The organism is Sphaerisporangium sp. NPDC005289 (genome assembly GCF_040607455.1).
In the GTDB taxonomy this organism is placed as follows: Bacteria; Actinomycetota; Actinomycetes; order Streptosporangiales; family Streptosporangiaceae; genus Sphaerisporangium; species Sphaerisporangium rhizosphaerae.
In genome coordinates this window covers 55,202-79,036 of record NZ_JBEXGS010000013.1, presented here as the reverse complement: position 1 = coordinate 79,036, position 23,835 = coordinate 55,202, and the positions used below count along the sequence as shown (strand labels likewise).

Annotated in this window: 27 protein-coding genes; 13 read left to right on the top strand and 14 right to left on the bottom strand. The window is 71.0% G+C overall.

Annotated features, from left to right (window positions below; genetic code table 11):
• Positions 1-10: 10 nt before the first annotated feature.
• Positions 11-1,195, bottom strand: a complete 1,185-nt coding sequence (gene lhgO, locus ABZT47_RS22960; RefSeq protein WP_354845488.1) for an L-2-hydroxyglutarate oxidase — start codon at positions 1,193-1,195, stop codon at positions 11-13.
• A 162-nt stretch (positions 1,196-1,357) separates the two neighbouring features.
• On the opposite strand from lhgO, the gene ABZT47_RS22955 reads away from it, so the two are divergent.
• Together ABZT47_RS22955 and ABZT47_RS22950 are read left to right on the top strand one after the other, a co-directional pair.
• Positions 1,358-1,750, top strand: coding sequence for a hypothetical protein (locus tag ABZT47_RS22955; RefSeq protein WP_354845485.1), 393 nt, complete (start codon positions 1,358-1,360; stop codon positions 1,748-1,750).
• A 160-nt stretch (positions 1,751-1,910) separates the two neighbouring features.
• On the top strand, positions 1,911-2,783 hold the full coding sequence (locus tag ABZT47_RS22950; protein WP_354845483.1) for a hypothetical protein: 873 nt from the start codon (positions 1,911-1,913) through the stop codon (positions 2,781-2,783).
• A gap of 229 nt (positions 2,784-3,012) precedes the next feature.
• Here ABZT47_RS22950 and ABZT47_RS22945 read toward each other — a convergent pair whose 3' ends face one another.
• A complete protein-coding gene (locus ABZT47_RS22945) occupies positions 3,013-4,182 on the bottom strand; it encodes a hypothetical protein (RefSeq protein ID WP_354845480.1) in 1,170 nt (389 codons plus the stop codon).
• A 196-nt stretch (positions 4,183-4,378) separates the two neighbouring features.
• Between ABZT47_RS22945 and ABZT47_RS22940 the strand changes: the two genes are divergently transcribed.
• The gene (locus ABZT47_RS22940) at positions 4,379-5,350 is read left to right on the top strand and encodes an aldo/keto reductase (RefSeq protein ID WP_354845478.1); all 972 of its coding nucleotides are present in this window, start codon (positions 4,379-4,381) and stop codon (positions 5,348-5,350) included.
• Between the two features lie 237 nt (positions 5,351-5,587).
• Here the strand turns inward: ABZT47_RS22940 and thpR are convergent, their stop codons facing one another.
• The 5 genes from thpR to ABZT47_RS22915 form a co-directional block, all read right to left on the bottom strand.
• Entirely contained in the window at positions 5,588-6,151 is a 564-nt protein-coding gene (gene thpR / locus ABZT47_RS22935; RefSeq protein ID WP_354845475.1) for an RNA 2',3'-cyclic phosphodiesterase, read from the bottom strand.
• On the bottom strand, positions 6,105-7,589 hold the full coding sequence (locus tag ABZT47_RS22930) for an MFS transporter (protein WP_354845473.1): 1,485 nt from the start codon (positions 7,587-7,589) through the stop codon (positions 6,105-6,107). The genes thpR and ABZT47_RS22930 overlap by 47 nt, the downstream gene beginning before the upstream one ends.
• Positions 7,586-8,047 (bottom strand): MarR family transcriptional regulator, encoded by a 462-nt coding sequence (locus ABZT47_RS22925; RefSeq protein WP_354845470.1) that lies wholly within the window; start codon positions 8,045-8,047, stop codon positions 7,586-7,588. The genes ABZT47_RS22930 and ABZT47_RS22925 overlap by 4 nt, the downstream gene beginning before the upstream one ends.
• 168 nt (positions 8,048-8,215) lie before the next feature.
• On the bottom strand, positions 8,216-9,493 hold the full coding sequence (locus tag ABZT47_RS22920; RefSeq protein WP_354845468.1) for an MFS transporter: 1,278 nt from the start codon (positions 9,491-9,493) through the stop codon (positions 8,216-8,218).
• A gap of 229 nt (positions 9,494-9,722) precedes the next feature.
• A complete protein-coding gene (locus tag ABZT47_RS22915) occupies positions 9,723-10,349 on the bottom strand; it encodes a TetR/AcrR family transcriptional regulator C-terminal domain-containing protein (protein WP_354845465.1) in 627 nt (208 codons plus the stop codon).
• Between the two features lie 157 nt (positions 10,350-10,506).
• Between ABZT47_RS22915 and ABZT47_RS22910 the strand changes: the two genes are divergently transcribed.
• Complete coding sequence (locus ABZT47_RS22910) at positions 10,507-11,130, top strand: peroxiredoxin-like family protein (RefSeq protein ID WP_354845462.1); 624 nt, start codon at positions 10,507-10,509, stop codon at positions 11,128-11,130.
• A gap of 137 nt (positions 11,131-11,267) precedes the next feature.
• Entirely contained in the window at positions 11,268-12,485 is a 1,218-nt protein-coding gene (locus ABZT47_RS22905; RefSeq protein ID WP_354845460.1) for a cellulose binding domain-containing protein, read from the top strand.
• A 58-nt stretch (positions 12,486-12,543) separates the two neighbouring features.
• Here ABZT47_RS22905 and ABZT47_RS22900 read toward each other — a convergent pair whose 3' ends face one another.
• Genes ABZT47_RS22900 through ABZT47_RS22890 form a run of 3 tightly spaced genes read right to left on the bottom strand, consistent with a single transcriptional unit; the run spans position 12,544 to position 14,557 of the window.
• Positions 12,544-13,599, bottom strand: coding sequence for a PIN-like domain-containing protein (locus ABZT47_RS22900; RefSeq protein ID WP_354845457.1), 1,056 nt, complete (start codon positions 13,597-13,599; stop codon positions 12,544-12,546).
• Between the two features lie 26 nt (positions 13,600-13,625).
• Complete coding sequence (locus ABZT47_RS22895) at positions 13,626-14,054, bottom strand: VOC family protein (RefSeq protein ID WP_354845454.1); 429 nt, start codon at positions 14,052-14,054, stop codon at positions 13,626-13,628.
• Positions 14,051-14,557 carry an AraC family transcriptional regulator gene (locus tag ABZT47_RS22890; protein WP_354845452.1) on the bottom strand — a complete coding sequence of 169 codons (507 nt, stop codon included), beginning with the start codon at positions 14,555-14,557 and terminating at the stop codon, positions 14,051-14,053. The genes ABZT47_RS22895 and ABZT47_RS22890 overlap by 4 nt, the downstream gene beginning before the upstream one ends.
• Before the next feature lie 198 nt (positions 14,558-14,755).
• On the opposite strand from ABZT47_RS22890, the gene ABZT47_RS22885 reads away from it, so the two are divergent.
• The 4 genes from ABZT47_RS22885 (at position 14,756) to ABZT47_RS22870 (ending at position 17,034) form a co-directional block, all read left to right on the top strand.
• Positions 14,756-15,319 carry a PadR family transcriptional regulator gene (locus ABZT47_RS22885; protein WP_354845450.1) on the top strand — a complete coding sequence of 188 codons (564 nt, stop codon included), beginning with the start codon at positions 14,756-14,758 and terminating at the stop codon, positions 15,317-15,319.
• A gap of 56 nt (positions 15,320-15,375) precedes the next feature.
• Complete coding sequence (locus tag ABZT47_RS22880) at positions 15,376-16,188, top strand: SGNH/GDSL hydrolase family protein (protein WP_354845448.1); 813 nt, start codon at positions 15,376-15,378, stop codon at positions 16,186-16,188.
• Between the two features lie 125 nt (positions 16,189-16,313).
• Positions 16,314-16,556 carry a hypothetical protein gene (locus tag ABZT47_RS22875; RefSeq protein ID WP_354845445.1) on the top strand — a complete coding sequence of 81 codons (243 nt, stop codon included), beginning with the start codon at positions 16,314-16,316 and terminating at the stop codon, positions 16,554-16,556.
• Positions 16,543-17,034, top strand: coding sequence for a hypothetical protein (locus ABZT47_RS22870; protein WP_354845442.1), 492 nt, complete (start codon positions 16,543-16,545; stop codon positions 17,032-17,034). Before ABZT47_RS22875 ends, ABZT47_RS22870 begins: the two co-directional genes overlap by 14 nt.
• Here ABZT47_RS22870 and ABZT47_RS22865 read toward each other — a convergent pair.
• A complete protein-coding gene (locus ABZT47_RS22865) occupies positions 17,008-17,448 on the bottom strand; it encodes a GNAT family N-acetyltransferase (RefSeq protein ID WP_354845439.1) in 441 nt (146 codons plus the stop codon). The two genes, ABZT47_RS22870 and ABZT47_RS22865, sit on opposite strands and share 27 nt — an antisense overlap.
• A gap of 231 nt (positions 17,449-17,679) precedes the next feature.
• Between ABZT47_RS22865 and ABZT47_RS22860 the strand changes: the two genes are divergently transcribed.
• Entirely contained in the window at positions 17,680-18,093 is a 414-nt protein-coding gene (locus tag ABZT47_RS22860) for a VOC family protein (protein WP_354845437.1), read from the top strand.
• Between the two features lie 42 nt (positions 18,094-18,135).
• Here the strand turns inward: ABZT47_RS22860 and ABZT47_RS22855 are convergent, their stop codons facing one another.
• On the bottom strand, positions 18,136-18,891 hold the full coding sequence (locus ABZT47_RS22855) for an N-acetyltransferase (protein ID WP_354845434.1): 756 nt from the start codon (positions 18,889-18,891) through the stop codon (positions 18,136-18,138).
• 4 nt (positions 18,892-18,895) lie between these two features.
• On the bottom strand, positions 18,896-19,888 hold the full coding sequence (locus ABZT47_RS22850) for an RNA polymerase sigma factor (RefSeq protein WP_354845432.1): 993 nt from the start codon (positions 19,886-19,888) through the stop codon (positions 18,896-18,898).
• Positions 19,889-20,086: 198 nt separating this feature from the next.
• Between ABZT47_RS22850 and ABZT47_RS22845 the strand changes: the two genes are divergently transcribed.
• The 3 genes from ABZT47_RS22845 to ABZT47_RS22835 all read left to right on the top strand — a co-directional run bounded on the left by ABZT47_RS22845 (position 20,087) and on the right by ABZT47_RS22835 (position 22,507).
• Positions 20,087-20,632 carry a PadR family transcriptional regulator gene (locus ABZT47_RS22845; RefSeq protein WP_354845430.1) on the top strand — a complete coding sequence of 182 codons (546 nt, stop codon included), beginning with the start codon at positions 20,087-20,089 and terminating at the stop codon, positions 20,630-20,632.
• Between the two features lie 48 nt (positions 20,633-20,680).
• A complete protein-coding gene (locus ABZT47_RS22840) occupies positions 20,681-22,003 on the top strand; it encodes an NAD(P)/FAD-dependent oxidoreductase (RefSeq protein ID WP_354845427.1) in 1,323 nt (440 codons plus the stop codon).
• Between the two features lie 198 nt (positions 22,004-22,201).
• The gene (locus tag ABZT47_RS22835; RefSeq protein WP_354845425.1) at positions 22,202-22,507 is read left to right on the top strand and encodes a type II toxin-antitoxin system prevent-host-death family antitoxin; all 306 of its coding nucleotides are present in this window, start codon (positions 22,202-22,204) and stop codon (positions 22,505-22,507) included.
• 357 nt (positions 22,508-22,864) lie between these two features.
• On the opposite strand, the gene ABZT47_RS22830 is transcribed toward ABZT47_RS22835, so the two are convergent.
• Positions 22,865-23,623 (bottom strand): hypothetical protein, encoded by a 759-nt coding sequence (locus ABZT47_RS22830; protein ID WP_354845422.1) that lies wholly within the window; start codon positions 23,621-23,623, stop codon positions 22,865-22,867.
• Positions 23,624-23,835 lie beyond the last annotated feature (212 nt).

Genomic DNA, 23,835 nt, shown 5'->3' with positions numbered 1-23,835 from the left:
CCTGCCCGGATTAAGCCGAGATGAAAGAAACGATGTGCCGGGCGATGGCCAGGCTGGACGTGGCGGCCGGCGAGGGGGCGTTGCGCACGAGGATCACTCGGCCGTGAACGTCCACGACGAAGTCGTCCAGCAGGCTCCCGTCCCGGCCGACGGCCTGGGCGCGCACCCCGCCGGTGGTCCGCACCAGGTCGTGCGGCGCGAGGACGGGCACGTAGCGGCGCGCGGCGGTGAGGAACGCCCGCTTGGCGAGCGAGCCGTAGACCTCGGCCAGGCCGGTCCTCCAGTGCCGGGCGGCCATCCGCCGGGTGCCCGGCCAGGTCAGGATGTCGCGCAGGTCGCCGGGCGACACCTGCCGCCAGGAGTAGCCTTCGCGGGCGAGCGCGAGCACGGCGTTCGGCCCGACGAGCACCTCGCCGTCGATGCGGCGGGTCAGGTGCACGCCGAGGAAGGGGTAGCGCGGGTCGGGCACCGGGTACACCAGCCCGCGGACCAGGCCTTTGGCGGCGCCGGCGAGCTTGTAGTACTCCCCGCGGAAGGGGACGATGCGCACGTCTCCGGCGTATCCCCCCATCGCGGCGACGGCGTCGGACTGCAGGCCCGCGCAGGCGATCAACCGGTCGAAGACCAGCCGCGTCCGGCCCGCCAGCACCTCCACGCCGCTCGCGGTCTCGCGCAGCGCCCGCACCGGCCGCCCCAGGCGCACGCTGCCGCCGCTCGCGGCGACGTCCTCGGCCAGGCGCCGGGCGACGGCGGGGAAGTCGACGATGGCGGTGCGCGGGGAGTGGACGGCGCCGACGCCCACCGCGTGCGGCTCGATCTCGCGCAGTCCGAGGGCGTCCAGTTCGGCGACGTCCGGCACGCCGTTCTCCCTGGCGCGGGCGGCGATGCGCCGCAGGCCCGCGCGCTCGGCCGCGGTGGCGGCGATGACCAGCTTGCCGATCTCCTCGTAGGGGATGTGGTGCTCGGCGCAGTACTCCCGCAGCAGCGCGGCGCCCTCGCGGCAGAGCCTGGCCTTGAGCGAACCGGGCGTGTAGTAGATGCCGGCGTGCACGACGCCGCTGTTGCGGCCGGTCTGGTGAGCGGCGACGCGGTCCTCCTTGTCCAGGACCGTCACCGTGGCACCGCGCGCGGCAAGCTCACGGGCCACCGCCAGCCCGAGGATGCCCGCACCGATGATTCCGATTCGCTCGCTCACAAGCGGATATTTTGCTCTGTTCGCGCAGGCCGCGCCAGACGACCGGCGTCCGGCCGGGGCCGCCGGCCTCGGACATGACGCGGGCAAAGGTTGGGGAAGGTCCAGGAAAAGCGGCATAACGGCCAGCAGACTCTCGAACAGACATTCGATACACTTTCTGGCGTGTACCTACCACCGGGATGGCCGCCCGAGGTCCGCCCGCCGGGAAGCCCCGACTGGGAGACCTCGGCCGTGGCGTGGCTGCTCGACGCGGTCCCCCCGGACTACCGGGCCTACGGCGTGCTACGCCGCCACCCCGTGGCCCTGGCCCGCATGGCATCGCACCACGTGAACGCCACGGTGGAGGCCGCGCGCACCGGCTACCGGCGCGCGGCGGTCGAGCTGAAGGAGTACCTGCCTCCGCACGCCGTCGAGGCCGTCCTTGCGGCCTACCGCCGCGAAGGCCCTCGGCTCGTGAGCCTGGCCGCCTCGATCGAGCTGGTCGAGCACGCCCTGCGCGGCGAGCCGTTCGTCGCCCGCATGGACACCTCGGGACAAACAAGATCGTCCAGGTAAAACCCTGGGGCGCCGCGGCCCAAGAGTCTCCCCCTCCCCTCGGTTCGGTGTTTCCGCAGGGCATACCACGACAGGCACGCCGGCATGATCCGCACTGATGTTCCGGCGTGCCCTCCGGCCCCGACCTCCCGGGGCATGTCATCGGATCGAGGGGAAGTTCATGAATTCAGCCCATGCTCTGGCGTCCCTGCCACAGCGTGTCCTCCTTGCCGGCGCCACGGCGCTCCTCACCGTCCCCGCCCTGGGGATCTCCTCCGCATCGGCGCAGTCGTCCCCCTCCGCGCCCGCGGCGCTCCCGGCCACCCCGCCGGCGCCCGCCCCCGCCTGCGTGATCAGCAACGGAGGGTTCGAGGAGCCCACCGGCCTGCGCGGCGCCGGCAACATGCGAACCGACATCCCGAACTGGCGGACCACCTCCACCGACCGGGTCATCGAGGTCTGGGGGCCCGGCAACGCGCAGGCCACCGGCAGCGAGGTCCCCGCCGACTCCGGCACCGGTTTCGCCGCGATCAACGGCGCGCAGGCGTCCAGCCTCTACCAGGACATCGCCACCACCCCGAAGACCGTCCTGGTCTGGCGGCTGGCGCACCGCGCGCGCAGCGCCGGTCCCGACCAGAAGGACGTCATCCGCGTCAGGATCGGCACGCCGGGCGGCACGACGGCCCAGATCCCGCTGGGGCAGACCGGCACCGACATCGCCGACGGCGGCGACTCGTGGGGCCACCACACCGGCATCTACCGCGTCCCCAAGGGCCAGAAGCTCACGCGGTTCTCCGTCGAGGCGGTGTCGTCGGCCGAAGGCACCCCGAATCTGGGCAACTTCCTGGACTCGGTGGAGGTGACCTGCAGCCCGCCGTGCCCGAAGGGCCGGCTCCTGCACCGGGCGTGCGACGCCTGGGGCCTGCCGCTGTACCGCACCCCCGTCGCCCGGCCCTGGCACACTCACCACGGGCGCCCGTCGCGTCCCGAGCCCATCAGCCCCGTTCCCGGGCCCATCGGCGCCGACTCGATCCTCCCGCGCCCGGCGCGGTGAGCCGGCGCCGCTCCGCGACGGCTCCATGGACGCGTAGCGGCTGATCCCGGCGCGAGAGCCGGGGGCGCCCTCCGGGACCGCGTGCACCGGCCCCGGCGGGCGGCCCCAGGGCACGGGCCCGCGCGGCGGGTGCGGCCCGCGCGGGCCGCGGCGAGTTCTCCCGACGCGGCGAGTTCTCCCGACGTTGCGAGTTCAGCCGACGTTGCGGGTTCGCCCGACGCGGCGGGGTTCAGCCGACACGGCGGGCGATGACCGCGATGATGCCGGTGGCGCCCAGGGCGACGCCGAGCCACAGGACGATGAGCTCCGTGGGCACTCCCCCGTCGTCGCCGTCGCTCGCCGCCGCGTGGGAGGCGGCGACGTCGGGCGCGGTCGCGGCCTCGGACGGCGTGACGCTCGGCCGGGGCGACGCCGTGCGCGCGGGCCCGCCCGCTGCCCTGCCCGGCAGGGCCGCCGCCGGGAGCGGCACCTGGTACACCGGGCTGCCGGCCCCCTCGGTGCCGGTGAGCAGCGACTTACCGTCCCTGGTGTAGGCGATCGACTCGGCCTGCTGCAACGACGGCATGGAGACACGGGTGATCAGATCGCCGGGCGCGCGGTAGACCGACGCCGAGAAGTAGGTGCGGATCACGAAGCTCGACCCGTCGGGCGCGTAGGCGGCGTCGGTCGCCATGATCGGCGCCGGTGCGACCCGGCGCAGGATGTTCACCCTGTCGGTGCGCAGCTTGGCCGGCGCGGCGTACACCGAGCCGGCGAACTCCTTGCTCACGACGTACAGCCGGCCCGTGGTGGGGTGGACCATGATGCCCTCGGCGTTGCGGTTGCCGTCCTTGTACCGGAAGCGGTAGCGGGTCGCCGGCAGGGTGGCGTCCCGCAGCACCTTGGGCTCCTCGACCTTGTAGATCGAGTAGTCGGGCCAGCCGCCGTTGAGGTTGTCGCCGATGTCGGCGAACCACAGCACGCTGCGCCCGGTCGCCGGGTCCACGGAGGCGGCCATGGCCTCCCAGTCGCGGGCCGCGGCGCCGGCGACGGTGAACGTCGCCAGCGTGCGGCCGTCGGTCCCGACGGCGTAGAACTGCGGCCCGGCCCCGCTGTCGTTGTGGGTGTAGACCACGTTCTTGTGCGTCGGGGAGACCGCGAGGCCGCTGGACTCGCCGATGCGCGGGTCCTTGAAGCGGAACAGCAGGCGCGGCCTGCCGTCCTCCGGCCGGTCGCCCCCCGTGCCTCCCGTGCCACGCGGCCGCGCGGCGCCGTGCTCCGCGGTGTCGGTGGCGGTGGCGGTGGAGGTGGAGGCGGTGCCGGTGGTGGCGGCGGCGGACGCCGCGACCGGCCCCGCCACCGACATCCCGAACGCCGCCAGGACCGGAACCACCGCGGCCACCCGTCTGCTGCTCCCCATTGGCACATCATGCCCCGCGGTTCCCACCGGCGCGCCGCAGCGACCGCGCGGTTCGGTACTGAGTTGGGATAGGTCTGGTCGGGACACCGTCCGGGCCCGAGCACGGCACAGGGCACGGGCACAGGGCACGGGCCCGAGCACGTCACGGGGCACGGGGCTGGGCTGGAGTGCACTCCAGGTGTTTAGGGTGAGTGATATGGAATACGTACACCTTGGACGCGCCGGACTGTCCGTGAGCCGACTCTGCCTCGGCACCATGAACTTCGGGCCGGTCACCTCGGAAGAGGACTCGTTCGCCATCATGGACAGGGCGCACGAGCTGGGGATCAACTTCTTCGACACGGCCAACGTCTACGGCTGGAAGAAGGGCGAGGGCATAACCGAGCAGATCATCGGACGGTGGTTCGCCCAGGGAGGCGGCCGCCGTGAGAAGACCGTCATCGCCACCAAGCTGAACGGCGACATGGGCGACTGGCCCAACGACGGCAAGCTGTCCGCGCTCAACATCCGGCGGGCCTGCGACGCCTCGCTCAAGCGGCTCCAGACCGACTACATCGACCTGTACCAGATGCACCACGTCGACCGGAACACCCCGATCGACGAGATCTGGGAGGCCATGGAGGTCCTGCGCCAGCAGGGCAAGATCATCTACGTGGGGTCGTCCAACTTCGCCGGGTGGCACATCACCCAGGCGCAGGAGACGGCCAAGCAGCGGCACTTCTCCGGTCTGGTCTCCGAGCAGTCGCACTACAACCTGCTCACCCGGACCGTCGAGCTGGAGGTCCTCCCCGCCTGCGACCAGTACGGCCTCGGGGTGATCCCGTGGAGCCCGCTCGCCGGCGGCCTGCTGGGCGGCATCCTGCGCAAGATCGACAAGGGCCGCTCCGCCTCCGAGCGCGTCACCGCCGCCCTGGAGCAGCACCGCGACAAGATCGAGCGGTACGAGGCGTTCTGCGACGAGCTGGGCGAGCAGCCGGCCGACGTGGCGCTGGCCTGGCTGCTGCTGCAGCAGGCCGTCACCGGGCCGATCATCGGCCCGCGGACGGCCGAGCAGCTCGACGGCAGCCTGCGGGCGCTGGAGATCGAGCTGGACGACAAGGCGCTCGCCACCCTCGACGAGATCTTCCCCGGCCCCGGCGGCCCGGCCCCCGAGGCCTACGCCTGGTGACCATCGGGGAGCGCGCCACGGCGCCGCTCACCATCACGGGCCTCCGGCGCCGCGCGCCGGGGGCCCGTCGCCGTTCCCCCACCGAGGACTCTCGCCGTACCGCCCACCGAGGCGGAGGACCGCAGGCCCCGGACCGGTGCCCGCTAGGACAGCAGCGCGCCGATCACCACGATGACCACGAGAAGCGCGAGCACGGTGGGCAGCAGCCAGCGACGGGGACGGTCCACGCCTTGGAGCCTAGCCGCGTCCGGTGAGTGGCCAGGCCCCGAGGGGCTCGTAGCGCACCGACGGCCCCTGGTGGCTGCGCATGAGATGGACGGCGTCGGCGCGCCACGGCGTCCCGGCGAAGGAGGCGAGCGCCTGGACCAGCGGACGGACGTCGGCGCCCGTGCGCGGACGGGCCCGGGCCAGGGTGAGATGGGGGCGGAAGGGCTTGTCGTCGGGCGGCCCGGCCCCGGCGCGCCGGGCGCCGGCGGCCAGCGAGGCGGCCAGGCGCGACAGGCCGGGACCACCGCCGTGCACGCCCAGCCACACGACCTTCGCCCGCGCCGGGGAGGAGAACGCGCCCGCGGCCCCGAACGACAGCCTCATCGCCGGGTGGCGTCCGGCGGCCCGCGCCAGCCGCGCCGACAGCTCGGGCACCACCTCCCCGGAGACCTCGCCGAGGAAGCTCATCGTGATGTGCCACAGCTCCGGCGCGACCCAGCGCAGCTCGGGCCAGCCGTCCCGGTGGGGCTCGACGGCCGCGGCGACCTCAGCGAGCGCCTCCGGGGGCGGCGACAACGCCACGAACAGCCGCATCGCGCGTCCTTCCCTCGGCGAACCGGGTGAGCAGCATCGCCAGACCGACGCCCAGCAGGCACATCACTCCGCAGATCACCACTCCGAGGCGGGGCCCGGCGAGCTCGCCGACCCAGCCGATCAGCGGTGCGCCGATGGGGGCGCCACCGGTGAACACCAGGACATAGATTCCCATGACCCGGCCGCGCATCTCCGGTGAGGCCGCGAGCTGGACCGAGGAGTTGGCGGCGGTGTTCGTCGTGATCATCGCCATGCCCGCCGGCATGAGCAGGAGCAGGAACACCGGGTAGGCGGGCGCGAGACCCGCGGCGATCTGGGCGACGCCGAAGCACACCGCGCCGCCGATCAGCAGGCGGCGGCTCGGCCGGGCCCGCCGGGCGGCGAGTAGCGCCCCGCCGAGGGCGCCGACCGCGAACACGCTGGAGGCCACGCCGAAGGAGGAGGCGTCCTGGCCGAACACCTGCTTGGACATCAGCGCGATGCTCATGGAGAAGCTCGTCGCGAACATCGCCACGAACGCCACCAGCAGGATCGGCATCAGCAGCTCCGGCCGGCCCCAGACGTGCAGCAGGCCCTCGCGCAACTGCCCCTTGGCCCGGGCGAGCGGTTCGGGGGTGCGCAGCTCCGAGCCGCGCATCATCACCAGGCCGGTGATCACCGCGGCGAAGGACGCCGCGTTCACCAGGAAGATCGGCCCCGTCCCGCCCAGCGCGTAGATCAGCACGCCGGCGATCGCGGGCCCGACGACCCGGGCGAGGTTGAAGGTGGAGCTGTTCAGCGCGATCGCGTTGGACAGGTCCTGGCGGCCGACCATCTCCACCACGAAGGACTGGCGCGTCGGGACCTCGACGCACGAGACGCAGCCGAGCATGAAGGCCATCACGTACACGTGCCACACCTGGGCGTGCCCGGTGATGGTCAGCACGCCCATCGTCAGCGCCAGCATCCCCAGCAGGGACTGGGCGACCATGAGCAGCGGGCGCTTGGGGTAGCGGTCGGCCAGCATGCCGCCCCACAGTCCGAACAGGACCACCGGCAGGAACTGCAGGGCGGTCGTCACGCCGAGCGCGGCCGAACTGCCGTGGGCCAGTTCCAGCACCAGCCAGTCCTGGGCGGTGCGCTGCATCCAGGTGCCGACGTTGGACACGACGCTGCCGGAGACGAACAGGCGGTAGTTGTGGTTGCGCAGCGAGCGGAACATGCCGCCGCCGGTCCGCGGCACGGTCTCGGCGCCGCGGGTCTCCTCGGCCTGGACCTCGGCGAGCTCCGAGCGGCGTACGGCCTCCGCCCGGCGACCGGCTGTCGACCGGCGCACCGCTCGCGACAGGCGCACGACCTTCGCCCGGGGGCCGGCCGCGAGGCGATCGGGCGCCGCGGCCGGCGTGCCGGGTTCCAGAGGGTCGGCGGACCCGTCGTCCGCGGCCTTGGGTTCGATCACATCTGCGAGAGCTTCTCCAAGATCGGCGCCGCGGCCCGCAGAGCCGCCCGTTCCTCCGGCGTCAGCTCCATCAGCCGCTGGGCGAGCCACGCCTCCTTGCCCCGGCGCTCCTGTTTGAGCAGCCCTCGCCCGGCCTCGGTCACGCTGACGGTCACCTGCCGCCGGTCGGTCTGCCGCGGAGCCCGGGCGACCAGGCCCCGCTCCTCCAGCGCGGCGATCACCCGGGTCATCGAAGGGGGTTGCATCTTTTCGAGCTCGGCCAATTCGCCAGGGGTGATCCCTGAGTGCCGTTCTACGGCGGCGAGCGTCGCGGCCTGCGTGGGGGTCAGCTTGTGGGCTCCGCCCTGACGCCGGAGCCGCCTGGTCAGCCGCGTCAGTGACACGCGTAGCGCGGACGCCAGTCCGGCGTCGCTGCGCAGGTCCAACTGGCGCTCCGTCTTTGGGGTGTTCGTTAGCATAGGTCATTACCTTCGCTAACTATATACGACAACACATGATTCCCGATGGCTAGGAGGGATTTCGAGACGCGCGTCACCACGGAAAGCGCCGAGCGGCCGTGGCCGCAGGTCAGAGGGAGCAAGGACGGCCGACCGCCACGGGGTGGTGAAGGCGGGAGCGGCCGGCCATCACGGCGCGGTGGAGGCGGGAGCGGCCGCCAGATCCTCCGCCGCGATCCCCTCCGAGGCGCGCATGGTGCGCACCTGGCGCGAGAGCAGGGTGAGCGCCGAGGCCACGACGATCAGCGCCGCGGCGCCGTACTGCGTGGGCGACAGCCCGATGTGCTCGGCGATCGGCCCGGCGAGCAGCGCGCCGAGCGGCATCGCCATGACCGAGCCCAGCGCGTCGTAGGCCGAGACACGGGCCAGCCGCTCGGTGGGGATCCTGCGGGCCAGGGCGACGCTCCACTGCACCATCATGACCTCCATGCCGAGGCCGAGGAGCCCCGCGGCCACGCACACCACGGGCAGCGGCCAGTGCATGGCCAGCGACAGCGGGGCGACGGCTATCGACGCGCCGATGAGGGCCACCGCCAGGATGGGACGCCGCGGGGTGTAGCGCAGGGACACCACGCCGCCGAGGATCAGGCCGAGCGCCTCGGCCGAGGTGATCAGCCCCCACGCGGCCGGACCGCCCATCTCGGCCTTGGCCACGGCGGGGCCGAGCACCATGAAGCCGCCGTACCAGGCCATGAGGACGACGCAGAACTGCACCACGATGGCCCACAGCCAGGTGTGGGAGACGAACTCCGACCAGCCGTCCCGCAGGTCGCCGATCATGCCGCCGCCACCCGCACTCCCGCGCCCGGTCGCCCGGATGGACAGCAGCATGGGGATCGTCCCGAGCAGCCCGACGCCGCAGACGGCGAGCGCCCACCCGGGCCCGGCGACCGCGACGACCACGCCCGCGACCGCCGCGCCGCCCATCTGGGCGAAGTTCATCGCCAGCCTGCTCACGGCGTTCGCCTGCTGGAGAACCCCATCGGGCACGATCTTGGGCAGCAGGGCCTGCGAGGCGGGGTAGAACACGGCCATCCCCACGCCGGTCAGGGACTCCAGCACGATCATGTGCCAGAGCCGGACCTGGCCGGTGAGCACCAGGATGCCGAGCAGCCCTTCGGCCACCGCGATCATGACATTGGCCGCGACGATGACCCGCTGTGGCGGGACGCGGTCGGCGATCACCCCGCTGATCAGCGTGAAGACCAGCGACGGCGCGATCTGGGCCGCGAGCACGTACGCCAGGTCGGCGGTGGACCCGGTGAGGTCGAGTACGGCGAACGAGACGCCGACCAGCGAGAACGCGACGGCGGCCGGCGCGAGGAAGCGATCGGCGAGCAGCAGCCGGAAGTCGCGGATCTCGAACACCGGAAAGCGGCGGGCAAGGGCGCGCCAGAGCATGACCATGGTCCGATCGGGTTGGAAGCGACTTTCGACGGTAACCGGGCCCGCGCGCGACGGGCAATCGATTTACCGCCCGGCACGCACATCAGCCCTGCTGGGCGGCCTGCGGACCAGAGTACGCGCCTCTCCTGAGCGGCGGTTCCTCGTGGGTGCCGGTCTCCGGGACGCGGCCGTCCCACAGGGGCGAGCACTCAGAACGGCGGCTGGGTGCCCGGTGGCCGATCCCGCCGGCTCACTCCGCCCCGCGCGCCAGCGCGCGCAGGCCGGCCAGCATGACCGCCAGCCCCTCGCCGAACTCCTCGGCGACCGGGACGCGGCGCCCCTCGACGGCCGTCTCCGCCAGCAGGGGGAACTCCTCGCGCGGCAACTCGGCCATCCGCGCGGTGCCGGCGCCGGACAGCGGCCCGAGGTGCTCCATCTGGATGGAGCCGATCACGTAGCCGAGCAGGGCGCGCAGGGCGACGACGCGGTGGCGGCCGGTGAACCCGGCGCCGGCGAGCACGGCGAGCACCGCCTCCGACCAGCGCAGCACGGCGAGGGAGGTGTGGCGGTGGGTCAGCGTCAGCGGCACGACCTCGGGGTGGGCGCGGACGGCCGCGCGCACCCGTTCCACCAGGGCGGTCAGCTGCCGCGTCCACGAGCCGTGCGGCGGCCGGACGTCCACGCCGGACAGCACGAGCTCGACCACCAGCCCCTCCAACTGCTCGCGGTCGGCGACGTAGCGGTACAGCGACATCGTGCCCATGCCGAGCCGCACGGCGACCGCGCGCATGGAGAGCGCCGCGAGGCCGTCCCGGTCGATCACCGCCAGCGCGGCGGCGGCCAGGTCGTCCTGGGTCAGCGAACGAGGTCGGGGCACGGCTTGACAGCGTACAACATACGCTCATAGCGTCGTAGGCGTACACCGCACTCCTACGATCCCCGGTCTTCCCCTCGGCGCTCGCCTCGCCCCCCAACGGCTACTCGGCCACCTCAAGGGCCCCCGGGCCCGCATCCCGCTTCTGAGAAGGTGCACCATGTCCCGACCCGCGAACCCCCGGCGCGTCACGCCCGGCATGTCGATCACCGGGCGCCGCCTGGCCACGGTCACCGGCGGACCGGTCGCCGTCCCGGACGCCGGACGGCTCACCCACCTGCAGTTCCGCCGCTTCGCCGGCTGCCCGGTGTGCAATCTCCATCTGCGCTCGGTGGTCGCACGGCACGACGAGATCCTCGCCGCGGGGATCCGCGAGGTCGTCGTGTTCCACTCCTCCGCCGAGGACCTCCGCCCGCACGTGGCCGACCTCCCCTTCGCCGTCGTCCCCGACCCGGGAAAGCGGCTCTACGCCGAGTTCGGCGTCGAGGCCGCGCCGCGTTCGCTCCTGCACCCCCGCGCCCTGTGGGCGATCATCCGGGGGGTGGTGCGCGACCTCGGCCCCGTCCTGCTCCGGCGCCGCCCCGCTCCCTCCCTCGTCCCGTCCGGTGGAAACCTGGGCCTGCCCGCCGACCTCCTGATCGACGGCGAGGGCCGCGTCCTGGCCGTCAAGTACGGCGACCACGCCTACGACCAGTGGCCCGTCGACACCCTCCTCGCCCTCGCCCGCGCCCACTCGACCACCCCTTCCCCGCGCACGGCCACACCGGTGAAACCGCTCTCCTAGCAGGGCCGTACCGGTGAACCGTTCACCCGCGACCAGCGCGTCCGCCGCCGCGGCCGGTCCGGCCCTTTACGTCCCGCCGAAGCCGCCTCACGCTCGGTGCTGACACCCACGGGCCGTCCTTGACCGACAGGGGAACGATGAGATTCCGCACACCGCCCTTGTGCGCCGCCCTCGCCGCCGCATTCCTCACCGCCGTCCTGGCGGCCACCCCTGCGGTACAGGCCGCCGCCTTCACCACGACGTCCGCCGAACACGCGGCCGCCACCTCCGCCGAGAGGGCGGCCGGCGCCCTCACGGCACGCGCGGCCGACACCACGCCGCCGTCCCGGCCGACCGGGCTGGTCAACTGCCCCGTGCCGAGCGCCACCACCGGGTACGTCGCGGTGTGCTGGACCGCCTCGACCGACGACCAGGGAGTCACCGGCTACGACATCTACCGGCTGGAGACCGGCGGCTTCGTGCGGGCGAGCAGCACGACCGGCACGGTGGGCGGGTTCTCCGGGGTCCTCGGCCGCGCGTACACCCTGTACGTCGTGGCCAAGGACGCGGCGGGCAACATCAGCCCGCCCTCCAGTCTGATCACCGTCGGGGCGAGCACCGGCATGACGCCCAGCCCGGGGCCCTCGCCGAGCCCGACGCCCACCGGCGACGTCGTGCCGCCGTCCCGGCCGACCGGGCTGCGAGAAGGGTGCCTGGCCGACTTCCCCGGCGTGGCGTTCTGCTTCGACCCCTCGACCGACAACGTCGCGGTCACCGCCTACGACGTGTACCGCGAGACCGCGACCGGGTACGTCAAGGCCGGGACGGTCAACCCCTCGTCCTACCTGATCTTCACCGAGGGCGGCCTGGTGACCGGGACGCGCTACACCTATGTGGTGGTCGCCCGGGACGCGGCGGGCAACCTCAGCGCGCCTTCGGTCCCGATCGTGGCCACCGCCCGTCCGGGCCTCCCAGCCCCGACCCCCACGCCCACGCCCACCCCGAAGCCCACCCCCACACCGACGCCCACCCCGACGCCGACGCCGACGCCTAGTCTGTCGTGCGCCGTGACCTACGCGGCCACCGTGTGGAACACCGGGCTCAGCGCCTGGCTGTCGATCAAGAACACGGGCGCCACGCCGATCGACGGCTGGACGCTGACCATCGAGTACGCGGCGCCGGACCTGACCCTGACCACGGCCCATTCGGCGATCTGGGCCCAGACCGGCTCCCGGATCACCGCGACGAACCTGCCGTGGAACAAGGTCATACCACCGGGCGGCTCGGTGCTGATGGGCTTCAACGCCGCCCACAACGGACACCCTCCGGTCCCCACGCGATTCCTGGTCAACGGCGTCCCCTGCGCCACCGTCTGACCGGGCCCGGCCCGGCCGTCGCCTCCCGGAGGTCCCCCCGGGAGGCGACGGACCGCCGTCAGTCGACCAGGTCCGCCTGGTCGTCCAGCCCGCCTGTCAGAGGGAGCGGAGGCGCAGGGACGTCCGCGCCCGGGTACCGGTCCTCGTCCGCCGCCTCGGCGAGCGAACGGCCGACCCTCTCGACGTTCTCGACCGACTCCTCCCGCACCGCGACGCGCAGGATCGACCGGGCCCGCCTCAGCAGATCGTCCGGCCTCAGCATGAACAGCCCGACACCGGCGACGGCCGCCATCTCCTCGGCGAGTTCGTACCGGGGACCCCGCGGCTCGCCGCCCTCCCGCCGCCACCAGTCCTCTTTCAGGTCGCCGGTGACCAGAAGCACGTCCACGCGCCGGCGTCGCGCCTCGCGGAGCGTCTGGACCCAGATCAGGTAGTCACCGGCCGCCGCCTCAGGGTCCTTGGCCGCGTCCATGTACCCCGGCGGGATCCTCGCCTGCCCGCGCCGCCGGGCCTCGGCCAGCGCCTCGGCCTGCTCATCCTCGCCCAACGGGGCGCCCACCCGGCCGCGCAGGATCTCCTCCAGAGCGCTGAGCACCCAGTCGACACTGGTGTTGCCGACGAACGCGGCCGCCTCGGCGTCGTCCAGTTCTCCCACCGCGGCGATCACCGTGCCGAACGCCCGCGAGAGCCCGTCGATGAGTTCCGCGCAGCGCTCGTGCGGCAGATCGACCCGCCCGGCCCAGCCGCGCAGGACGCGAAGAGCGCCCTCCCGCCTCTGCTCCAGGTCCTCCGTGGTCTTGGCGGACTCGCGCGGGTCCGCCAGCACGGCCTCGCGGTTGCGCCAGAACTCCACCACGACCTGCCGGGGCACCCACAGGGTCTTCCCCAGGCCGCGCAGCACGTCCAGCAGGTCGTGCCGGGTGCGGTCGTTGTACCGGTACAAGTTGAGCAGGACATTGGTGTCCGGCACCACCAAGCCGGTCGTGAGCAGGTCGCGATGATCCTGCTCGGTCGGAGTGCGGTAGGCCTCGAAGCCGTCGAACAGACCGAACGGCGTGCCGACGTCGGCGGAAGGCGCCTCGGCCTTCCCGGCGGTGCTCTCGGGAGTGGTCACCGAGCCATGATGACCCCCTGCCCGGCTCAGCCGCCGGTGTTCTGCGCGTACTCCTTCGGCTCGACGAGCACCAGCCAGTTGCCGGAGTTGTCGCGCATGACGGCCTCCACGCCGTACGGGCGCTCGGACGGCTCCTGGAGGAAGGTCACGCCCTTGGCGGTGAGCTCCTCGAAGGTCTTGCGGCAGTCGTCGACCCGCAGGCCGAGGCCGCCCATCTGCCCCTTCTCGAGCTGGCGGCGGACGAAGTCGGCGGCCTCGGTGTCGAGCGGGGGGCCGGGCTTCATGAGCGTGACCTGCAGTTCGGGGTGGTCGGGGTGGATGACGGTGACCCAGCGGAAGTCGTCCCCCATGGTGACGTCGGCATTGGCGGCGAAGCCGAGGACGTCCACGTAGAAGTCGCGGGCCTGGTCCTGGTCGAGGCAGTAGACGGTGACGAGATTGACGTTCGTAATCATGCCGAGAAAGTTACTCCCTGCCCCTTACCAGGGACTTCTCCAATATTGCACAAGTCGTGATCTTGCTCGCGCGGGGCCACGGTGCCGGCCGGATCGAGCGCTCCGGACATGAACAGGTAGCACCCAGGGACCGTCGGGGCCCCGTGGGCGGCCCACCGGTCGCGGTAGGCGCTCGGGCTCTCGCCGACCACCTGGGTGAACTTGGAAGAGAACGAGCCGAGGCTGGTGAAGCCCACGGCCATGCAGATCTCGGTCACCGTGAGGTTGGCGAAGCGCAGCAGATCTTGCGCCCGCTCCAGCCGGCGGCGCAGGACGTAACGGTTGGGCGTCTCACCGTAGGCCGACTCGAAGCAGCGGACGAAGTAGAACTTGGAGATGCCGGCGACGGCCGCGAGCCGGTCGAGGTCGAGCTTGGACTGGTAGTGACGGTCGATGTGGTCGCGCGCCAGCCGCAGCCGGGGCAGCAGTTCCACCGGCACCGTCCGTTCCCCCTTGGCGGCCACCCGCCGACACTAATCGACGGCCCCGACACTTTTCGTCATGGCATGGTGCGACCGGAACGTCACCAGACGCGCACGCCGGTCGCCTGCGGCGCTCCCACCCTCGGCTGTTGATCGACTTCGACCGCCACGTGCACCCATATACACAATTAATTGACTATGAAACGAGACAAGTAATCAACTGCGCGTTATCGTGATGCCATGTCGTTGCGCCACGCGGTGATGGCCGCGCTTCTCGAAGGCGAAGCGTCCGGGTACGACCTGGCCAAGGGGTTCGACGCGTCGGTGGCCAACTTCTGGATGGCCACCCCACAGCAGCTGTACCGCGAACTGGACAGGATGCAGGTCGAGGGCCTGGTGCGAGCACGCGTCGTCCAGCAGGAACGCCGCCCCAACAAGCGGCTGTTCTCCCTCACCGAGACCGGGCGCCGGGTGCTGCGCGAGTTCACCGCCGCGCCGCCGCGCCCCGGCGCGATCCGCGACGAGCTGATGGTCAAGGTGCAGGCCGTGGACGCCGGCGAGACCGGCGCCGTGCGCGCCGCCATCGAAGAGCGCATGGCCTGGGCCGAGGCCAAGATCGCCCGATTCGAACGGCTCCGCGCCCGGCTGCTCGACGGCCGCGAGGAGGAGGAGTTCCTCGCCCACGCCGAGCGCATCGGCCCCTACCTGACGCTGACGCGCGGCCTCGCCTTCGAGCGCGAGAACGCGCAGTGGTGCCGGTGGGCCATGGCCGTGCTGGAGCGGCGCTCGGCCCCCGCCACCTGACCCGCCTTTCCCCGGCATCCCACCCGCGTTCCGTTTCTGACGATGAAAGTGGACTGATGAGGTACCTGAGATACGTCGCGGTCGGCGACAGCCAGACCGAGGGCCTCAACGACGGCGACGAGCAAACCGGCTACCGCGGCTGGGCCGACCGGCTGGCCGAACTGCTGGCCGCGCAGGAGCCGGAGTTCCGCTACGCCAACCTGGCGGTCCGCGGCCGGCTCGCCGCGCGGATCCGCGCCGAGCAGACCGGCGCCGCCCTCGCGCTGGAACCCGACCTGGTGACCGTCATGGCCGGGATGAACGACCTGGTGCGGCCCGGGTGCGACGCCTCCGCCGTCGCCGCCGACGTGGAGGCGATGCTGGCCGCCTTCACCGCCTCCGGCGCCCGCGTGGTCACCTTCACCTTCCCCGACGTCGCCGCGATCTCTCCGCTGACCCGGCACCTGCGGCCCCGGGTCGTGGACTTCAACCAGCGCGTCCGCGACGCGGCCCGCCGCCACGGCGCCCTGGTGGTGGACACCTTCCCCCACCCGGTGACCACCGACCCCCGGCTGTGGAGCCCCGACCGTCTGCACGCCGGCCCGCTGGGGCACGCGCTCATCGCGGCGGCGGTCGCCGAGGCGCTGGCCCTCCCCGGCAGCGACTCCTCCTGGACCGCCCCGCTCCCCCCGTTGCCTCTCCCGCCGGCCTGGCGCCGCGCCCACACCGAACTGACCTGGGCCGCCGGCTTCCTCGGCCCGTGGCTGGTCCGCCGCCTGCGCGGCCGCTCCTCGGGCGACGGCCGCACCGCCAAACGCCCGGACCTCCACCCCGTGTACGGCCCCGGCCCCGACCGTGCGGCGGAGCCACAACCCACAGAAGGCGCTTGACCGAAGGCCTACGGGAGACGGCGGGGCGAAGGCCGCCATGAACCGATCAGGCCGGACGCAGATCTCCACAGGATCTCGACAAAGGCCCCACCCGGTCGCCATGCCGTCCGTTCATGCTTGGCTGCATGCGCGTGAAGATGATCCTCCCTGCGCTCACGGAGGCGACCAGTCCGCTATTCCGCCCGGTCGAATACTCGCTGTTCCCCCCGCTCGGCCTGGCCACGCTGGCTGGGGACCTCGACGACGAGGACGAGGTCACCCTCGTCGACGAGCATGTGGAGAAGGTCCGCACCGACGACGAGCACGACCTGTGCGACCTCGGGGTCATGGTGAACGCCAGTTTCATGTTCAGGCATGGACTCCGATGACGCCTCGGTGTTCGAGCGCACCGTCGAATGGGCCGTCGGCCAGGGCGTGGAGACCGCGACCTTCCACGTCATGACCCCCTACCCCGGCACCCGCCTGTACGAGCGGATGGCCGCCCAGGGACGCCTGCTGCACAGCGACTGGGATCGCTACGACACCCGGCACACCGTCTTCCAGCCGGCCCGGATGACCCCCGCCGAACTGGAGGAGGGCTACTGGCGGGCGTACCGCGACTTCTACCGGTGGAAATCGATCTGGCAGGGCGCGAGCGTCAAGCCGACCCTCCGCGGCCAGGCCAGGCACCTGGCCTACGCCGCGGGCTGGAAGAAGTTCGAACCCCTCTGGGACCTGCTCATCCGCGCCCGCCGAACCAACCAGGCCCTCCCCCTCCTCGAAGCCATCCTTTCCCGCCGTTCAGCGATTCGACCGACCCATGTCGGCATGCCCAGCGCTTCAGACGGCGGCGTCCGCTCCCGGTGACCGGACCATGTAGACGTCGATAGGGTCCTGCGTCTCCACGGTGAACCCGTGGCGCTCGTACAGCCGGCGGGCGGCGCTGCCCTGCAGAACCTGCAGACGGACGGGCACGCCGTCGGCGTCGGTGCGGCTCAACAGGCCGCGCAGGACGGCCGAACCGAGCCCCCTGCCCTGGAGGTGCGGCGCGAGATAGAAGTGCTCCAGCCACCATCCGTCCTCGGCCGGTCGCAATGTGACACACCCCGCGAAAAGGCCGTCGGCCGAGATGACCGAGGTGTACTGCGGGGTGAAGGCATCCCGCAGCCGCTGCCGCACCCGGTGCTCGTCGAACCGGCCCAGCCGCTCCAGATCAGGACGCATCACCATGGCCCGCAGCTCCGCGATCACCTCGACATCCCCCGGCTCCGCAGGCCGCATGGCCCATCCCGTGGACCGACCCGACTCTCGGCCTGCCACCACTCCCCCGGCCGGCACCCCGTCCGCCCGCGTCCTCACATCCACGATCGAATCATCTCAACAAGCCACCGCGATGACGCCACAGCGCTGCGAGATGACCGAACCGGTCAGGAATGGAGAAGCGCCGGATCAGGGGGCCTTCGTAGCCTGAGCTGCATGTGCACGATCCCTTATGCACCAAGGAGACAAGGCATGAAAGCACACGTCAGCTCGATCCTTCTCGCTGTCCGCGACATGGACCGGGCCAAGCGCTTCTACACCGAAGGGCTCGGCTGGAAGATCCAGAACGACTACGGCATCTCGGTGTTCTTCGAGTCGGACGGAGCCTCGCCCGTCGGCTTCTACGGCCGCGAGGGCCTGGCCGGTCAGGTGGGAACGAGCCCGGAAGGCAGCGGCTTCAGCGGGCTCGTCCTCACCTACGTCGTCCGCAGTGAGGCGCGGGTCGACGAGATCCTCGCCGAGGCCGAGAAGGCCGGCGCCACGATCCTCAAGCCCGCCGGCGCTCTGCCGTGGGGCGGCTACGGCGGCACCTTCGCCGACCCGGACGGCTACATCTGGAGCCTCGGATACAGCGCCCAGGGAAAGGACCAGCCCTACGCCGAGTAGCCGCCGGAGGTCGCGGGGCCGTCGTCGAGCGTGTGCGGGTGCTCACTCGGAGAAGGTGAACAGGCGGTAGCGCGTCACCGTCTCGAAGCCGATGTTCCGGTACACCGGTTCCCCTTCGCTGCTCGCCTGGAGAGTCGCGACGCGCCGGCCCGACTCGCGGACGATCCGGAGCGCCTCCCGGGTCAGTGCGGTCGCGATCCCACGCCGGCGGTACGCCGGGTCGGTGGCGATGCAGTACAGGGCGCCCACGTCGGTGGTTCCGAGCGAGACGGTGCAGGTGCCGACGGTCTCGCCGTCGACGATGCCGGCGAGGCGGATGACGTTCGGGTAGCTGAACCTCAGTTCCCGGTCGACCACCAGGTCGAGGTCACCCTCGAGGCCGAGGGGGCCGGCGTAGGCGTACACGTAATCGTGCACCTCGGAGTCGCCGGCCGCGGGCCGGATGGTCAGCCCCTCCGGCATCCGGGCGTCGCGAACGGTCGTCACGTCGATCGCCATGACCGGCATGTCGCTGATCAGCTCGCCGCCGCGAGCGGCCAGGCCGTCGGCGGTGCCCTCGTCGCTGTCCGCGCTCACCCACCAGCTCCACCGGGTGCCGGCCAGGTGCTTCTTCGCCTTCTCGACCGCCTGGTCGAGCGGTTGGTCGCATACTCGCAGCACTCCATTGAAGAGCACGTGATCGACGTCGGTGCGGTAGAGGGTCAGATCGGTGTCGGGCCGGTCACCGGCCCAGCCGCACCAGAACCGCCGGTTGGCGGCGAGCTGCGGTTCCAGATCATGGATGGAAAGTGTCGTCATACCCTCAGGACTTGGGGCGGCGGGCGAAAGTTCGATCCGGCGGACCACCGATTTCCGGACAGGCCGGGCGCGGCGCGTGGAGCAGGCGCACCTCGCTCACCAGCCCCTTGTTCTCCCGCAGCAGGAAGGTACCGCCGGGCGGGCAGTGGTCGGGGTCTTCCGGCGGGTTGACGAAGACGTTCTCCCACACGGTGATGCCACGCCCGGCGACCAGTCCGGTCAGCCGGGCGAGCACGCCCGCGTCGTAGTCGCGTCGCATCACGGCGAACAGCGACGCCAGTCCGGTCAGCCGCGCGCCGCTGGGCCACCAGATGGTCACATCGTCGGCCCAGCGTCCGCTCACCTGACCAAGCGGCACGCCGTTCACGATCGCGGACAGGATCGTCGTCGCCTCATCGCGGCGTTCGGCGACCAGGGTCGCGGCGCTGTCGTGCCGCTCATCCCGCACCCGGGGCAGGACGACGGCGAGCTGCCGCCGCGCTTCGCTCAACCGGCTGCGCACGGTGCCGACCGGGATCCCGCACAACATCGCGATCTGCTCGTAGGAGTTCTGAACCGTGAAGTAGCGCAGCAGCGCGACGGTCCGCGCGGCCGGCGAGAGCTGCTGGAGGCCGTGCCAGATCCAGTCGCGCTGGGCACTGCGCTCGACGTACGCGGCCGGGTCGTCCAGCTCCGGGGCGAGGAGATCCATTCCGGCCACATCGACCGGGATGGGCCTTCGTGTACTCAGCATCGTGCGGCAGTTGTTGCGGACGATCGCGTGCAGCCAGGGTCGCACCGCGGCGAGGTCGCGCAGTTCGCCGATCCGGCCGAACGCCGTGATCGCCGCGTCCTGGCAGGCGTCCTCGGCGTCGGGCCCGTAGCCGAGGATCCGATAGGCGACGGCCAGCATCCCGGCATAGAGCTGCTCGAACAACTCGGCGAAGCTTGCGCGATCGCCGAGCTGGGCGGCCCGGACCAATGCCTGAGTCTCCCATTTCGATTCGAGCGACGGCATGGCACGACTCTAATCCGCCCGCTGGACAGGTTCTTCCACGTCACGAACATGAGTTCGATCACTCACCGCCCAGTCGTCAGCGCGAGAGTCATCGCATGCGGCTCAGCGTAGGCACCCCTAGCCTCACAGTCACTCCGACCACTCACATTTGAGTACTCTCTCTTGACCATGGGATGGTGCTCGTGTTTGAGTACTCATATGCGAGCAACACGCCTATTCATTCTCGGCGCCCTGGCCGACGGCGGCCCCATGCACGGGCACAAGATCCGGGCCGCCGCGCAGATGGACCGGGTGGAGCTGTGGGCGGACATCAAGCCCGGATCGTTGTACGGCGCGCTGCGCCGGATGGCGGACGAAGGCAGCGTCGAGGTGGTCCGCACCGAACAGGAAGGCAACCTCCCTGCCCGCACCGTGTACGGCATCACCGACAAAGGCCGCACCGAGTTGGTCTCGCTGATCAGATCCATCCTCGCCGACACCAGGCTCCGGCCGGATCCGATACAGGTGGTGCTCCTCCACGGCGGCGCGATCGGCCCCGGCGAACTGCACACGGCCATCCAGCAGCGCCGCGATGCCTACGCCACGCAACTCCACTTCTGGCGCACCTTGCGCGTCGAAGCCCAGCCGTACCTGACCAGGCTGGAGGCCATCGCCTTCGACTACACCCTGATGCGGCTGGAGACGGAGCTGACCTGGCACGACCGCCTGCTCGCGGAACTCGCGGACACGGCCGAGCCGGCCTGACAGCACGGGCACCGCGAAGAGGCGCCCTCTACCAGAAAGCGGAAACCAATGTCACCTGGGCGTTTACAGGTCGCCGTCATCGGCGGCGGCGTCGGCGGGCTCTGCTTGGCGCATGGCCTGAGGCAGGCCGGCGTTAACGTCACCGTGTACGAACGGGATCTCACTCCCGACTCCCGGCTCCAGGGCTTCCGGCTCAACATCGAGCCGGCCGGGAGTCTCGCCCTGCACGCCTGCCTACCGCCCGCGCTATGGGAGGTGCTGGTGGCCAGCGCGGGCGACCCTGGGCCCGGGATCAGCTTCCTCGACGAGCGGATGCGACCGCTCGTCCGCATCGGCCAGGACGGCCGTGTCCCGGACCCGCTGGACCCTGCGACCGGCCGGCACGCGGTCAGCCGCGTCACACTGCGCAAGCTGCTGCTGGCCGGCCTGGGGGACGTCGTCCGCTTCGGCAAGGAGTTCACCGGTTTCACCCGGGTGGACGACGGGACGGTCACGGCCAAGTTCGCCGACGGCACCACCGCGACCGCCGACGTGCTCGTCGCGGCCGATGGCGCCAACTCCCGGGTGTGGGCGCAACTCCATCCCTCGGCCCGCCGGACCACACTGCCGGCGACGGCCGTCGCCGGCAAACTCTTCCTCACCGAGGAGAACCGACGATGGCTGCCGGAGCGGCTGCTCGCCGGCATGAACGTCTTCTGGCCACAGCAGGACTTCCTGTTCACCGCGATCTTCCGCAGACGCGAAGACCCGGCGGCGATCACCGCCAGGCTCGGTGACCGGTTACGTGCGCTCGGACTGGAGCCGGAGCGACTGCTGGCGAACTCGCATGACGACGACTACGTGTTGTGGGCGTTCATCGCGCACCGTGACTCCCTTCCGGGCGACTTCACCACCAAAGCCCAGGCCGACCCGGCCGCGGTGCGGCGGATGCTGGCCGAACGGACCGCCAGGTGGCATCCCGACCTGCGCCGGTTACTCACCGAATCAACACCGGACACCCTCTACAGGACCGAGTTCACCGCCGCCGAACCACTCCGACCGTGGAAGGCGGGCAACGTCACCGGACTCGGGGACGCCGTCCACCACATGCCCCCGGTCGGCGGACTCGGCGGCAACACGGCGCTGCGCGACGCGCACCGACTCTGCTCCGCGCTCACCGCGGCCGACCGCGGCGAGGAGCCGTTGCCACAGGCGTTGCACGCCTACGAGGCGGACATGCTGCGCCACGGGTTCCGCACCGTCCGCGACGTCGTCCGGAACACCAACGCCGCGATCATCCGCAGCCCTCTGAAGCGGTCGGCGACCCGATGGTTCTTCCGCACCTGCGGAGCCGTCCCACCCCTCGGCCGAGCGGTCTTCGGAGAGCGCTGAGCCTGCCGCGCCTCTCGCTCTCGGAACAGGAGTCGAGGCCGTTCCGGAGCCTTGGCGGGATCCGGAACGGCCCGGTTCGTCAGCTCAGGCCGAGACGAATCCCGACGCCGTGTCGGCGGTCGCACAGAGTTGGACATCGTCGCGAGCCAGAGCCGTCAGTCCACTGACCAGGGCTTCTCGACGACGTACGCTTGATTCGTGAGTGAAGCGGCGCACGAGGTTCCCATCGAGGAACTACACGCCCATCCCGAGCGATGGGAGGAGACCGTCGCTTCCGCCGCGGGCGGGCAGGTCATCGCCATCACAGGCCGGGGCAAGCGGGTCGCGGCCGTGGTTCCGGCCGACCAGATCGCCCTCGTGGACAGGCTTAAGGAGACCATAGAGGTGCTCTCCGACAACGAGGCCGTCCAGGCGATCACCGAATCCCGTCGGTCGATCCCAGCCGGTGAGGGCATTCGAGGAGTAGACGCGATCCGCGATCTCCTGGGCGACCGTCTCCGGTGACCCACTCGCGTCGCGAGCCCTTCGTCCCTGTCGTGGGCGCGGCAGCCAAGCGGGCGATCTCGGACAAGTTGCCACCCGATGGAGCAAGTGGCGCCGTGGAGTTCATCATCGGCCCGCTGCTGGAGAACCCTCACCGAGTAGGCAAAGAACTCAATGAACCCCTTGAGGGCAGGGAGGCCATACTTCGCCTCTTCACACCGTCACTCCCTACCGCTCGCCACCGCGACCAGCGAAGTCCGCAGCATGGAGCCTCTTGATCACCAACGGAAGAGCACCGGTACGATGGCCGACTCGAAACACCCACCGCATAGGAGATCGCCTGTCCTGCGTGGGACAACCGCGGGTCACCCCGCCTGGCTACCGGATGTTCAGCAGGCTCTTGCAGATGTCGTCCAGCTCAACCAGGGTGACGTTCACCCGCTCAAGCCGGCGCCAACGACAATCACTCTGCGGTCGCGCTCCTACGAGAAGGTCCCGTAGAGGCTGGAAAGCGCGTGCGAACCTGGGCTCTTCCAGCTTGTCGATGAACTCGGGGTAGGAGATGCAACGCCGACCATCCTCCAGGAGGAGCAGTGCTCCCATGGCGCGCTGTTCCAGATGGAACACTTGGACGTCCTTACCGGAGCAACCATCAGGAGCCGGAAACTCACTGAGGGCACTACCGACATTTTTGAGCCCGTTCAAGAGTTGCTCCTTCTCCTGCTGGGTCTCGAACAACTCGAAGCTCAACGAGTCGCGCATCGCCCCCGCATAGGCGAAGTAGACCCCGAACATGTAGAGCGACGACCGGATGAAGTAGTCGTGGCTGATCGACCAGTTGCGTGGGGGCTGATATTCAGAGGCGAGCGCAACATGGCCCCCACTACGGAGGATGTTGTCCAGCCTGCCTCGCAGGTCGCGTACAGATCCGAGGATCGGGTTGGACCAGCGATGGACCTCTTCCCGGATTCGGTCGCTCTTCTCCTGCTTCCTACGCATCTGGTCTGCCGCGATCATCTGACGCTTCGTTACCAACACGAAGACCAACCACGCCGTGATAACACTGACCACAATCGAGGCGAGAGCAGTCACACCGATCATGGCCCAGTTGAAAGGCGCGTCCGCCACCGTAGTCATGAGGGCTCCTCCAGTCCGTCGATCTTCATGATGGCGGCGGAAGGCGAGAAGTCTGATCGCGAACAGTGACGATTCGATATCGAAGCGCAGCTCCGACTCTCCCGCTCGTCTCTGAGCAGCGACTAGCAGGGGCAAGCTCTCGGGCGAACAACGGTGAAACGACGTGAGGCCGTCGCGGTGACCGTTCAGGTCATCGCGACGGCCTCACGGGC